This window comes from Actinophytocola sp., assembly GCF_050699915.1.
Classification (GTDB): Bacteria; Actinomycetota; Actinomycetes; order Mycobacteriales; family Pseudonocardiaceae; genus Actinophytocola.
In genome coordinates, this window is sequence record NZ_JBOHGA010000036.1 from 1 (window position 1) to 12931 (window position 12931).

The following is a 12931-nucleotide window of genomic DNA, read 5'->3' on the forward strand; positions in this document are numbered from 1 at the left end:
CGTCACGACCGCCACCAGCACCGGCCCGGCCAGCTCCGGCAGCCCGAGCGCCCCGGCCACGTGCGCGCCGGGCGTCATCAGCGCCGGCCCGGCGATCGCCCCGACCGTGCCCGCCCACACGATCACCGACAGGGCGAAACCCTTGCGCTGCGCCGGATACAGCTCGGCCGCGAGGTAGCGGGACAGTTGCGCGACGCCGTTGCCCAGACCCATCAGCACCATCCCGGCGAGCAGCACCGCGAGCAGCGTGCCGGCCGCCGCGCCGAACGTGACGAGCGCGCCGAGCACCGCGGCGCCGTACATCGCGAGCAGCACCGGCCGGCTGCCCCGGCGCGCCATCAGAGCGCCGGCGCCGAGCGTGCCGAGTGCGGTGCCGACCACTCCGAAGGCGTTCGGCACGCCGCTCCAGGACGCGCCGGCGCCGGCGGACGCGATCAGCGTGCCGGCCGTGCTCGCGCCGACCATCGCGGTGTTCATCGAGGCGACGCCGGCGAACAGGGACATCGTCGAGCGGCGAACATCGGTCAGCACGATCGTCATGACCAGAACACTAGGCACGTGCGACGCCGTTTCGAATGGCCTCGGGCAGGCGTATCGTCGCCGCCACCAGCTCCACGAAAGGAATGTGGCGGCCATGACCTTTCGTTCGGAAAGGCCCCTGGATCGGGTCGACTGGCAGCTCGTCGAACAGCTGCAGGCGGACGGCCGGCTGTCGTTCAAGGAGCTGGGCCGCCGGATCAACCTCTCCGCGCCGGCGGTGGCCGAGCGAGTGCGGCGGCTGGAGGAGTCGGGCGTGATCACCGGCTACCGCGCGGAGATCGACGCGCGGCGGGCCGGCTACGCGTTCCTCGCGTTCGTGCAGATGCGGTGCTCGCTCAGCAAGTGCCTGCTCAAGACAAGCACCGCCGAGGACTTCCCGGAGATCGTCGAGGTGCACAAGCTCTCCGGCGACCACTGCTCGATGCTGAAGGTCCGCGCGGCGACGCTCGACCACCTAGAGGGCTTCTTCGAGCGGCTGGGCCAGCACGGCGAGCTGCGCTCGTCGGTCGTGCTGTCCACCCAGTTCGACGGTCGGCCGGTGGGCCCGCCGGTCGAGGACTACCTCACCGCGACGCGTTCGGAGGGCTGGTCGCGAGGCAGGGCCTGACGCTCTCAGGCGGGCGTGTACATCGCGCCCAGGAACTCCACCAGCAACCGCTCCCGCAGCCCCGGCGAGGCGACCGCGAGCATCGCGTTCACCTCGGCCATCCGCTTCGGCACGACGCCGTCGGCGCCGCCGACCCCGTCGAGTCCGGCCGCGGCGAGCAGGCCCGCGAACTGCTCGGGCGTCAGCACGGCCGGGTCGAGCGCGCCGATCGCCGCCACCAGCTCCGGCGCCAGCCGCACCGGCCCGGCGGCCCGCGCCGCGGCGACGGCACCCGCGAGGTCGGCCAGCAGCTCCGGCTCGGTGCCGTGGTTCGCCGCGGTGACGGTCAGGTGCAGGTTCGCCGGCGAGGACTCGTACCCGAACTGCGGCTGGAGGTACCAGCGCCGCTCGGTCATCTCGTCGGCCACGGTGAACACGTCGAAGTCGGCTGAGCCGGCCGAGTCGTCGGCGGCGACGGCCAGCAGCGTCGAGACCGGGTCGCCCAGCACGCGCAGCCCGTCGATCCCCTCGATCCCGGCCCGCAGCACACGCGTGGCGGACAGGGTCAGCGCCGCCAGCCGCGCGTAGCCCGGGTCGCCGAGATGGCGCAGCACCGCCCAGGCCGCGGCCAGCGGCCCGCCCGAGCGCGTGGACTGCAGCGTCGAGTTCAGCATCGTGTAGCCCGGCCAGCCGGCGCTCGCGAAGAACTGCGGCCGCCGCAGCTCCGCCGAGGCGTGCAGCAGCACGGACGTCCCTTTGGGACAGTAGGCGTACTTGTGCAGGTCCACCGACAGGCTCGTCACGCCCGGCACCGACAGGTCGAACGCGGGCACCTCGACACCGAGGCGCCGCAGGTGCGGCAGCACCCACCCGCCGATGCAGGCGTCCACGTGGCAGCGCACGCCCCGCGCGGCCGCCGCGGCCGCGATCGGCACCACCGGGTCGACCACCCCGTGCGCGTAGGACGGCGCGCTCGCCACGACCAGCACCGTGCGGTCGTCGATCGCCGCGGCGGTCGCGTCGGGATCGGCACAGAACGACACCGGGTCGACGGGCACGGTGATCGCCTCGACGCCGAAGTAGTGCGCGGCCTTGCGGAACGCGGCGTGCGCGGTCGACGGGAGCACCATCGCCGGCCGGGCCACGTCCGGGCGCGCGTCCCGCGCGGCCTGCACGGCGAGCAGGCAGCTCTCGGTGCCGCCGGAGGTCACGGTCCCGACCGTGTCCGGCCCGCCGCCGAGCAGCGCGGCCACGGTCGCCACCACGTCGTTCTCCATCCGCAGCAGGCTGGGGAAGGCGGTGGGGTCGAGCCCGTTGGCCGAGCTCGCCAACGCGTGCGCCCGCGCGGCCAGCTCGTCCACACCGGACAGTCCGCTGTCGTAGACGTAGGCCAGCGTGCGGCCGCCGTGGGTCGGCAGGTCGCCGGCCCGCAGCTCGCTCAGCTCGGCCAAGACCTCGTCGGCGGGCAGGCCGTTGCTCACGACAGAACCTCCAGGATCCGACGCCGCAGCAGGGGCAGCCCGGCGAGGGCGAACAGGGCGGGGACGAGACTGACGCCGACGATCACCGCGACGACCGCGCTCGACGGTTGCGCGACGTCCGAGCCGGCCGAGGACACGTAGCCGCCGACGGCCAGCACCAGGCCGTACAGCGCCGGCCCGAGCGCGAGCCCGAGCGTCTCGCAGGCCGTCCACACGCCGGCGAACAGGCCGGCCCGGACCTGGCCGGTCCGGTGCTCCTCGGCGCTGATCACGTCCGGCAGCAGGGCGAGCGGGAACACCTGCATGCCCGCGTACCCGACGCCGATGACCGCCGCGGCCGCCACCACCGCGGCGACCGGGAAGACCCGCGCGCCGAGCAGCCCCAGCACGCCGACGGTGAACACCAGCGTCGCGATGACGTAGCCGGTCCGCTTGCCGTACCGGCCCGCGACCCGCTGCCACACCGGCATCACCAGCAGCGCGGGCGCTACGAACGCCGCGAACAGCAACGACTGCAGACCCTTGTCGCCCATGCCGACCCGCGCCAGGTAGTCCACCCCGGCGAGCAGCGTGCCGATGCCGACCGCCTGGATCACGTACGCGGCGAGCAGCCACCGGAACGGCCGGCAGTCCCGGACCGCGGCAAGCACCTCCCGCCAGCTCGACACCGACGGCAGCACCCGACCGCGCGGCGCCCGAGCGGTGCCGACGAACACGCCGACCGCGCCGACCACGATCAGCACCCCGACCGCGAGGCCCATCACCCGGTAGCCGTCGATGCCGCCGATCGCGTCGCGCAGGGCGGGCGCGCCGGCGCCGGAGACCAGGATCGCGATGGCGAGCACCGCGATGCGCCACGCGGTCAGCCGGGTGCGCTCGGTCGGGTCGGCGGTCAGCTCGACCGGCATCGCGTTGTAGGGCACTTGGAAGAACGCGAACGCGGTGGCGCACAGCAGGAACATGAACGCCACGTACAGCGCGTCGACCGCCGCCGCACCCGTGTTCGGCCCGGCGAACAGGCCCGCGAAACAGATCGCGAGCGCCACCCCGCCGGCGAGCAGGTAGGGCCGCCGCGCCCCGAACCGGGTGTGCGTGCGGTCGCTGATCCGGCCCGCCACCGGGTTGATCAGCACGTCCCAGGCTTTCGGCAGCAGCACGAGCAGGCCCGCGACCGAGGCGGACACCGCCAGCGTGTCGGTCAGGTAGGGCAGCAGCAACAGCCCCGGGACCGTGGCGAACGCGCCCACCGACAGCGAGCCGAGCGCGTACCCGAACCGCGTGCGCACGGACAGCCGGTCCGTGACGGGCGGAACGTGAGACGAATTCATCATTGTGCCGGACCCTACGACGGGGCGGGATGCGCGTCCAGTCGGGACGTACCCATCAGCTCCAGGTCAGGACCAGCCGGACCGACTTCTTGTCGATCACGTACTCGCCGGTGGCGGCGCTGCCGGCCGGGTAGGCGTCGATCCGCAGGCCGGACGTGCCGGGCCGGCCGGCCTCGTCCCACGCGACGACGTGCGCGGCCAGCTCCTCGGCGATCCGCTCGGCGCCGGTGACGACGAGCTCGCCGTCCTCGACGCTCAGCGTGGCGAGCCCGAAGTCGTCCAGGATGCCGGCGGTGACCCTGGAGTCCGGCGAGCGCAGCGGGGCCTTCGCCAGCCGGGTGCCAGGGTCCATCTCGGACAGTCCGAACCAGCGCGGCTCGCGGACGGCGAGCCACAGGCTGAAGCCGTCGTAGAGCTCGGCCGGCCCTGCGGTGACGCCGGTGCGCACCTCGAGCTCTGCCGCATCGAGGGCCTCGACGACCGCGTCCGTGTCGAGCTCGCGAGACTCGGGCAGAGCCAGCGTGAGGCGGGTTTCCTTGTCCAGCAGGTAGTTTCGCTCAGGACCGGCGGCCGGCCCGCGCATCCGCATGAAGCCGCACGGACGGGCGGAGCGGCTGGCCCAGTGGTCGTCCGCGCGCTCGAAGCAGACCGAGCGCTGCACCCCGCGCAGGTCGAGCGGGACCACGAGCCGGCCGCCTGGCGCGAGCTGCTCGTGCCAGGCGGGCGAGAGGTCCCAGACGCCGACCGTGGCGATGATGCGGTCGTAGGGCGCGCGCTTGGGATGGCCGCTCGCGCCGTCGGCGGACAGGACGGTGACACCCCGGCAGCCCGCGGCGGACAGGTTGTCCTCGGCCCGCGCGACGATCTCCGGGTCGAGGTCGATGCTCACGACTCTCCCCTTCGGACCGACGACGTGCGCCAGCAGCGCGGCGTTGAACCCGGTGCCCGCGCCGATCTCGAGCACGCGCTGTCCCCGGGCGACGCCGAGCTGGTCGAGCATGATCGCCATGATCGTGGGCTGGGAGGACGAGCTCGTCGGCGTCCCTTCGTCGTCCCACTTGATGACGATCGCCTCGTCGCGGTACGCGGCGTCGGGCGGCAGGTCGGGCAGGAAGATGTGCCGCGGCACCGTGCGCAGCGCATCGGCCACGAGCGCGTCCACGGCACCGCCGTGCTCGCGGACCGTGACGAGCAGCTGCTCGCGCAGACCGTTCAGCTCGGCGCCCAACGTACCTCCCGTTCGCCCCAGATCGGCACCATGCTCCCATCGCCCGGGCAGGTGACGGGAGCATGGTGCCATCCCCGGCCTAGAGGGAGCGTTGGTAGGAACGGAACGCCCGGGTCGCCAGCCAGACGGCGGCCAGCGCGACCACCAACAGGCCGCCCAGCCGCGGCCAGATCGCCGACCAGTCCGGGCTCGCCGACAGCGCCTCGCGGCTCGCCACGACCGTCCAGTCGACCGGGTTGTAGCTCGACACCGTCTGGATCCAGTCCGGCGCCACCTCGCGCGCCATCATCGCCGAGGACAGGAACGACAGCGGCAGCGTGAGCATCGTGGAGAAGCCGATCAGCGACTCCTGCGTGCGCACGATCAGCGCCATCCCGTTGGACAGCGACGAGAACGCGGCCGCCAGCAGCACCGACGCGACCAGCATGACCACCACGCCGACGACGCCGCCGGAGAACGACGCGCCCAGCAGCAGCCCGACGACCACGACGATCAGGCCCTGCACGACGATCGTCACCGCCTGGTTGGCGACCGCCGAGATCATCATCGCGCCCCGGCTCACCGGCGAGGACAACATCCGGTCCATCACCCCGCGCTCCATGTCGTCGATGAACGCCATGCCGGACCACCCGCTGGTGAACAGCACGGTCATCACCACCACGCCGGGGGTGAGGAAGTCGATGTAGGACCCGGACGCGAAGCCGGGCAGCTCTACCACCCGCTTGAACAGCTGCCCGAACAGCAGCAGCCAGATCATCGGCTGGATCAGCATGATCACCACGAACGCCGGCTGGCGTCCGGTGGCACGCAGCAGCCGGCCGGTCAGGTATCCGGTGTGTGCGGCCGTCGTCGTCATCGGGAGCCCCCCTCGGCGGCCGCGAACGTGCGACCGGTGTGTCGCAAGTAGACGTCGTCGAGCGCGGGGCGGGCGATCGTGACCGCGGCGACCGCGACCGACTCCCGCTCCAGGGCCGCGAGCACCGCCGGCACCGCCGACGCGCCGTTGTCCACGCGCGTGCGCACGGTGCGGCCCTCGACCGTGACCTCCCGGGCGCCGGCCAGCCCGCCGATCGCCGCGTCGGCGAGCGCGAGGTCGGCCTCGGGCGCCAGCTCGATCACCACGGCGTCCCCGCGCAGCTCGCTCTTCAGCTCCTCCGGGCTCCCCTGCGCGACGGCCCGTCCCCGGTCGACGATCAGCAGGTCGTCGGCGAGGTGGTCGGCCTCCTCCAGGTAGTGCGTGGTGAGCATGACGGTCAGCCGCTCGTGCTCGGCGAGCCGGGCGATCTCCGCCCACATCTCGGCGCGCGCCTGCGGGTCCAGGCCGGTCGTCGGCTCGTCGAGGAACAGCACGGCCGGCCGGTGCACCAGCCCCATGGCGACGTCGAGCCTGCGTTGCATGCCGCCGGAGTAGGTCCGCACGACTCGCCGGGCCGCCTCGGTCAGGCCGAACCGCTCGAGCAGCTCGTCCACCCGGGTTCGCACGGTCCGGCCGCGCATGCCGTGGATCCGCCCGGCCAGCAGCAGGTTCTCCCGGCCGGTGGCCATCGGGTCGGTGCCCGAGCCCTGGGTGACGACGCCGATCGCGCGGCGCACGTCGTCCGGCCGGCGCAGCACGTCGACGCCGGCGACCGCGGCCGAGCCGCTCGTGGGCCGCGACAGCGTGGTGAGGATCTTGATGGTCGTCGACTTGCCGGCGCCGTTGGGGCCGAGCAGGCCGAACACGGAACCGACCGGGACCGTGAAGCTCAGCCCGGCGAGCGCCTCGACCTCGCCGTAGGTCTTCACGAGCTCGGTGGCGACGATCGCGGGCTCGCCGGCCGGCGGGTCCGCGGTGTGGTGGGCGGTGCTCGTCCGCCCGGTGGGCATGGTCATCTGCATGAACCTTCCTGGTGTCACCAGGACGATCCGCGCACGCCTGCCCGCTATCGTTGAGATGCAGCCTGGGTCGCGAGCCGACACGGATCGAGCCTGGGTTTCTGGTCGCTGGCCGGGTGTTGCCGCACCCGGCCAGCGCTGTCTCCGACGGAGCGCCTTCCCTCCCTCGAAGGCGTATATCCGAAGTCGAGTATGCGCGTGGCATCATCATGACGTCAAGACTGACGTCACGATGACTTCAGTCGACGCGGCGCAGGCGCGTGGCGCGCTCCCAGTCCTCCTCGGTGGGCAGCTCGCCGCTCTCGTGCGCGCGGCGCCAGACGGACAGGTCCTCCAGCGTGCCGTCGCGAATCTTCTCGACGAGGTCGCGGACGAAGTCCCGCTCCGCGCGCCGCAGCACCAGGGCGTAGTCGGCCTCGATCGCCCACAGGTAGGACAGGCCGCGCCGGGCCATCTCGTCCAGGACGCCGACCATCCCGGCGACCTCGGCCTCCAGCCGGACGAGCCGGGTCTCCAGCAGCCGCCGGACGTCGTCCGGGGGGATCACACCCATCAGCGACAGCGCCGCCTCGAACTGCGTGAACTCCTTGACCGGGATGGAAAGCAGCTCCGACATCCAGTCGACCAGCTCGATGCGGCCCAGCTCGGTGATCGCGTAGACGGTGCGCTCCGGTCGCCGGCCCTCCCGGAGGGTCTCCTGCACGTCGATCAGCCCGTGCCGGCGCAGCGACTCGACGACCGAGTACAGCGAGCCGTAGTTGAGCTTGATGCTCTCCTCCTTGGCCCGCTCCCGCAGCGTGTTCGACATCTCGTACGGGTGCATCGGCCGTTCCGCCAGCAAGGACAGCACGGCGAGGGCGAGCGGGTTGGAGACCTTCCGCTTGGTCACCACGACAGCCTAGCGCAAATATCCGACTTCGAGTATTCACCTGAGCGTCATCGTGGCCGGTGTTGAATTGGCGGCGTGACCGAATCTCAGACGGAGTACCGCCAGTTCCGCTTCACGCTGCCGCCCGGCGGCACCGACATCCTGCTGGTGCGCCACGGCGAGTCCGCGCCCGCCCGCGAGGACGAGCCGTTCCCGGTCGTCGACGGGCACGGCGACCCGCCGCTCGCGACCGAGGGCGAACGCGAGGCGGAGCTGGTCGGCCACCGGCTGGCGGTCGAGCCGATCGAGGCGATCTACGTCTCCGGCCTGCGCCGCACCGTGCAGACCGCGGCGCCGCTCGCGAAGCGGCTCGGCGTAGCACCCGCGGAGGAGCCGGGCCTGCGCGAGGTGAAGCTCGGCGACTGGGAGGGCGGCGCGTTCCGCATCCGGGTCGCGGAGAACCACGACATAGCCCAGCGCATGTGGGAGACCCAGCGATGGGACGTGATCCCGAACGCGGAGTCCACTGAGGACCTCGCGGCGCGGGTGCGCGCGAGCATCGACCGGATCGCGGCGGCCCACCCCGACCAGCGGGTGGCGGTGTTCACCCACGGCGGCGTGATCGGCCAGGTGGTCGCGATGGCCACCGCCTCACGGCCGTTCGCGTTCATCGGCGCGGACAACGCCTCGATCACCCAGCTCGTGGTGGCCGGTGGCCGCTGGATCGTGCGGCGCTTCAACGACACCGCACACCTGCACCCCGCGTTCACCGTCCGCCCAGAACCTTTGACCTGACCGACGAGTACGACCCGCGTGGGATGCCAGCCGCACCTAAGGGGAACGGGACGCAACTCAGCCACAAGTACGCACAGAACAGAAGGAACTCAACCAAGGCGACCACAAGGGTTAATTCCGGGGAGGCGGCACTGTGGCGGCGAGGAACGCCCACCGGTTCGGCGGCAGCACCGCCCGCCAGTCCGCGTTCGCCGCGAACGTCTGCGAGCTGCCGCCGTCGAGCCGCCGGCCGAGCGTGTCGACCCGCAGCTCGCCGGACACGTCGATGACCTCGAGTAGGGCGCGGACGGCGTGCCCGTCCGAGTCTCCAGACAGCACGCCGTCGAGCCCGACCGCGTTGTAGCGGTCGGCCGGGTCGGCGGTGTTGGTGTCGAGCGCGGGCGCCAACCGCACCTAAGGGGAACGGGACGCAACCCAGCCACAAGTACGTGCCGAAATCGGACGACCAGAGTCCAAGGCGACCACAAGGGTTAATTCCGGGGAGGCGGAACAGTGTGCGATCGGCCGAGGTCCCGTTCCACGGCGGGGTTTCCGTGCGCCGGGTGCTCGAAGTCGTAGTACGCCACGAGGTTCGGCCGCAGCGAGGGGAACACGTCGGCCGGTGCGGCGGTCGCCGGTGCCGGCACCGCGAGCGTCGCGCACACCACCGCAACCAACGCCACCGCCCGGCGGGTCACGAGCCCACCGCCGTTCCCGTGACCCGGAAGCCACGCGCCCGGCCGATGTTGTCGAACGAACCGAACCCGGTTCGGCCGGCGGCGAAGGTCCGGTCCACCGCGGTGATCAGCGGCTCGTCGGCACCGTCCACATAGACCGCGATCTCGCCGGAGTCCGCGCAGTGCACGACGCGCACGTCGTGCCAGCGGGCGTCGGTGACCGCCGGTGGCGCGCCGCGCGAGGCCACCGGGTCCCACTGGTCGTCGATGCGCAGCCGGTCCGCGTCGTCGACCACGAAGATCCCGTTGTGCGGGTAGATCGTGTTGTCGGTGGACAGGTGCGCGTAGTAGTACTGCGTGTCCGACCGGAACCCGAACACGATGATCACGTCCCGGTTGGTCACCTCGACCGGCGTGTCCAGCCGGACCTTCGTGTCGATCCGGACGGAGCCGAGCTCGGGCCCCTCGGTCAGCACCGCGTACTCGAACGGCCGCCGCGGCCCCGGCGGCGCGACGCCCTCCTCGGCGAGCACGATCTCGTCGCCGCGAAACCGCCACTTCGCCGGGGTCTTCGGTGCCCAGTCCCGCGCGCCGTGCGCGGTGACGCGGGTGTGCCCGACCTCGCAGTCCGCGAACCGCTTGCTACCGGTCACTCGCCACGCCTTTCCGTTGGCCTTCGCGAGCAGGTACAGCTCGCCGTCACCGTCGCTGCCGAACCGCAGGTCCACCCGGTCGTCGCCGACCAGCTCCCGGAACGTGGTCCGCTCGCCGGTGGCGTCGTAGACCATCAGCTCGTGGATCGTGGCCATCGGTCGGCCACGGCGCATCTCGTCGGCCTCGGTGTAGAAGACCCGGCCGTCCACGAGGTCGGTGAACACGTACTTGCCGCGCAGCTCCGGCACATCGTGGCCGCGGTAGACGAAGCCGCCGCTGATCGCGTGGCCGGAGTCGGAGCACAGCGGGTGCCCGGGCGGCGGGTTGTGGTCGAACGCGGCGACCGGGTAGGTGTAGCCGAACTGCTCATCGTCGGGCGGCAGCGGGTAGACGCCGCACTCCGGGTCGCCGCGCTTGTAGACGAACGGGCCCTCGCGATCGCTCCAGCCGTAGTTGTCGCCGGGCCGGACCTCGTACACGGCCTCGATGCGGTGCTCGCCGATGTGGCCGAGGTACATCCGCCGGGTGGCCGGGTCCCAGCTGAAACGGTGCGGGTCGCGCATGCCGATCGCGTAGATCTCGTCGAGCACGCCGTCGTCGCCGGCGAACGGGTTGTCCGGCGGGATGCCGAACTGGCCGCCGGTCCCGTCGCTGCCGAGCGGGTCGATGCGCAGGAGCTTGCCGTAGGGGTTGTCGAGCTCCTGCGGCCCGGTGGTCGAGGCGCCCTGGCCGCCGTCCCCGGAGGCGAGGTAGAGCACGCCGTAGTCGCGGCCGCCGCGGCGGGCCGTCGGGTTGAAGTCGATCTGCTGGATGGCGTGGATCTGCCCGCGCTCGCCGACGCGCAGGATCTCGCGGCGGGTGCCGCTGAAGGTGTCGGCGGCCGGGTCGTCCGCGGTCCACTCGGTGACGATCGAAGCCAGAATCGGGTCCGGCTGCGAGGGCCAGGTGGTCGGCTTCGTGAGGCCGGCGCCGTTCTCGCTGTGCACCGTGTAGAGCTTGCCGTTGCGCGCGAAGTCCGGGTGGAAGGCGGCGAACCCGGACCCGGTGCCCAGGCCGCGGCCGGAGAAGAAGTCGGGCGCGAAGACGGTGCCGAGGTCGAGGTAGAGGTGCGGGGTGTCGTCCCGGCCGAGGAGGTACAGCCGGCCGTTGAGGTCCGGGACGTAGAGCCGGCCGGAGCCGTCAGGCACCTCGCCGAGGTAGTTGATGCGCGCGTGGCGCATGAGCCGCGGGTCGGTGGGCGGGGGCACCGGCTCGGTCTTGGGGAACTGGGCGAACTCCTCGACGGTGATGCCGAGGCCGGACTGGACCGGGTCGGGCAGGGGGTCCTGGATCGGCTCGTCGGCGGCCTGTGCCGGTGCCGCGGCGGGCGCGGCGGCCGGTTCGGCTTGCGCGGTTGCGGGTGCCAGGCCGGCGGCCAAGGCGAGCGCGGCGACCGCGACGAGCCAGCGTCTGGGTTTCGACATCTCGCCCACCACCTCGGGGGTTGACGCGGCTGGGAAAGCGCTTTCCGGCAAGCGCTTTCCAGACGTTACAGAGCGTCTCCGACCGGACGCAAGAGGCAAGCTGATCCGATGTCCTCGGCCAAGATCCACGGCTGAGATGCCATGCGGCGAACTCTGGCTGCCGAACATCAGACCAATACGCCCTCAGTGGCCACGCCGGGTGGCCACCGGATGTCGCCAACCCGGCGTCGACCAGCTAATTGGTTCAACCTCTGATCGAAGTTGTCCGAAATTTGTGCACGTCTTGACAGATAAGTTTCGGATGTGACTGAATTTGATCGGCGAGGTCGCCGATCGGGCGTGACCTCCGTGACGGCCAGGAGTGACCCAATGGCGGCCTTCCGTTCCCTTCGCCCCGCACGCCTCGCCGGCGCCGCCGCCCTGTGCGCGGCCCTCGTGCTGAGCGCCTGCACCAAGTCGGAGGACTCCGGCGGCGGCTCGACGGAGGGCACCGGTGGCGCTCAGGTCGCGGAGACACCCGAGGGCGAGGGCCCCACCTGCACGCTCGAGCAGTACGGCGGCAAGGAGCTCGACCTGGCGAACGCGGTCGTCGGCTTCTCCCAGTCGGAGAAGGAGGCGAACCCGTTCCGAATCGCCGAGACGCAGTCGATCAAGGACGAGGCCGAGAAGGTCGGCGTGAAGCAGCTGCTGACCACGAACGCGAACTCGCAGCTGAGCAAGCAGATCTCCGACATCCAGGACATGATCAACAAGGGCGCGCAGGCACTGGTCGTGGCGCCGCTGAACTCCGACGGCCTCGAGCCGGCGCTGGCCGCCGCGCGGGCCAAGGACATCCCGGTGCTCACGATCGACCGCAAGGTCAACTCCGAGCCCTGCAAGGACTACGTGGCCTTCCTCGGTTCGAACTTCGTCGAACAGGGCAAGCGCGCCGCGCAGGAGATGGCCGAGGGCCTGGACAACAAGGGCAAGGTCGCGATCCTGCTCGGCTCCTCGGGCAACAACGTGACAACCGACCGCACCAAGGGCTTCGTCGACGAGATGGCGAAGATCGCGCCGGACATCGAGATCGTTGCGCAGCAGACCGGCGAGTTCGCCCGCGACAAGGGCCAGCAGGTGATGGAGCAGATCATCCAGGCCCAGCCGGACCTCGCGGGCGTGTACGCGGAGAACGACGAGATGGCGCTCGGCGCGCTGGTGGCGCTCAAGAGCGCGGGCAAGGCCCCGGGCACCGACATCCAGGTCGTCTCGATCGACGGCACCCGCAACGCCGTGCAGAAGATCGTCGACGGCGAGATGCTCGCGGTGGTCGAGTCGAACCCGCGCTTCGGCCCGCTGGCCTTCGAGACGCTGGAGAAGTTCCTGTCCGGCGAGGCGGTCGCGCAGGACGTCGTGATCAGCGACAAGCTCTACGGCAAGGACAACGCCTCCGCCGAGGTCTCGAACGCCTACTGACCCCG

General features: G+C 71.7%; 12 protein-coding genes and 1 pseudogene. 3 read left to right on the forward strand and 10 right to left on the reverse strand.

Annotated elements, in window-relative coordinates:
- Positions 1-540: pseudogene (locus tag ACRDSK_RS09610) on the reverse strand (MFS transporter); the annotation flags it as partial.
- A 94-nt stretch (positions 541-634) separates the two neighbouring features.
- On the opposite strand from ACRDSK_RS09610, the gene ACRDSK_RS09615 reads away from it, so the two are divergent.
- Positions 635-1147: an Lrp/AsnC family transcriptional regulator gene (locus tag ACRDSK_RS09615; protein ID WP_431439647.1), complete on the forward strand. Its 513-nt coding sequence runs from the start codon at positions 635-637 to the stop codon at positions 1145-1147.
- 5 nt (positions 1148-1152) lie between these two features.
- On the opposite strand, the gene ACRDSK_RS09620 is transcribed toward ACRDSK_RS09615, so the two are convergent.
- From ACRDSK_RS09620 to ACRDSK_RS09645, 6 genes are all read right to left on the reverse strand, one after another.
- Positions 1153-2595, reverse strand: a complete 1443-nt coding sequence (locus ACRDSK_RS09620; protein WP_431439681.1) for a pyridoxal phosphate-dependent decarboxylase family protein — start codon at positions 2593-2595, stop codon at positions 1153-1155.
- Between the two features lie 8 nt (positions 2596-2603).
- A complete protein-coding gene (locus ACRDSK_RS09625) occupies positions 2604-3935 on the reverse strand; it encodes an MFS transporter (RefSeq protein WP_431439648.1) in 1332 nt (443 codons plus the stop codon).
- A gap of 55 nt (positions 3936-3990) precedes the next feature.
- Positions 3991-5163 carry a methyltransferase, FxLD system gene (gene fxlM / locus ACRDSK_RS09630; protein WP_431439649.1) on the reverse strand — a complete coding sequence of 391 codons (1173 nt, stop codon included), beginning with the start codon at positions 5161-5163 and terminating at the stop codon, positions 3991-3993.
- A gap of 79 nt (positions 5164-5242) precedes the next feature.
- A complete protein-coding gene (locus ACRDSK_RS09635) occupies positions 5243-6019 on the reverse strand; it encodes an ABC transporter permease (RefSeq protein ID WP_431439650.1) in 777 nt (258 codons plus the stop codon).
- A complete protein-coding gene (locus ACRDSK_RS09640) occupies positions 6016-7035 on the reverse strand; it encodes an ATP-binding cassette domain-containing protein (protein WP_431439651.1) in 1020 nt (339 codons plus the stop codon). The genes ACRDSK_RS09635 and ACRDSK_RS09640 overlap by 4 nt, the downstream gene beginning before the upstream one ends.
- A 241-nt stretch (positions 7036-7276) precedes the next feature.
- Positions 7277-7927: a PadR family transcriptional regulator gene (locus tag ACRDSK_RS09645; RefSeq protein ID WP_431439652.1), complete on the reverse strand. Its 651-nt coding sequence runs from the start codon at positions 7925-7927 to the stop codon at positions 7277-7279.
- A gap of 75 nt (positions 7928-8002) precedes the next feature.
- On the opposite strand from ACRDSK_RS09645, the gene ACRDSK_RS09650 reads away from it, so the two are divergent.
- A complete protein-coding gene (locus ACRDSK_RS09650) occupies positions 8003-8701 on the forward strand; it encodes a histidine phosphatase family protein (RefSeq protein ID WP_431439653.1) in 699 nt (232 codons plus the stop codon).
- 111 nt (positions 8702-8812) lie between these two features.
- Here ACRDSK_RS09650 and ACRDSK_RS09655 read toward each other — a convergent pair whose 3' ends face one another.
- The 3 genes from ACRDSK_RS09655 to ACRDSK_RS09665 all read right to left on the reverse strand — a co-directional run bounded on the left by ACRDSK_RS09655 (position 8813) and on the right by ACRDSK_RS09665 (position 11474).
- Positions 8813-9094 (reverse strand): hypothetical protein, encoded by a 282-nt coding sequence (locus ACRDSK_RS09655; protein ID WP_431439654.1) that lies wholly within the window; start codon positions 9092-9094, stop codon positions 8813-8815.
- 77 nt (positions 9095-9171) lie between these two features.
- A complete protein-coding gene (locus ACRDSK_RS09660) occupies positions 9172-9378 on the reverse strand; it encodes a hypothetical protein (RefSeq protein ID WP_431439655.1) in 207 nt (68 codons plus the stop codon).
- The gene (locus tag ACRDSK_RS09665) at positions 9375-11474 is read right to left on the reverse strand and encodes a PQQ-dependent sugar dehydrogenase (RefSeq protein WP_431439656.1); all 2100 of its coding nucleotides are present in this window, start codon (positions 11472-11474) and stop codon (positions 9375-9377) included. Before ACRDSK_RS09665 ends, ACRDSK_RS09660 begins: the two co-directional genes overlap by 4 nt.
- A 369-nt stretch (positions 11475-11843) precedes the next feature.
- On the opposite strand from ACRDSK_RS09665, the gene ACRDSK_RS09670 reads away from it, so the two are divergent.
- Complete coding sequence (locus ACRDSK_RS09670) at positions 11844-12926, forward strand: ABC transporter substrate-binding protein (RefSeq protein ID WP_431439657.1); 1083 nt, start codon at positions 11844-11846, stop codon at positions 12924-12926.
- The last annotated feature ends 5 nt before the right edge of the window (positions 12927-12931 follow it).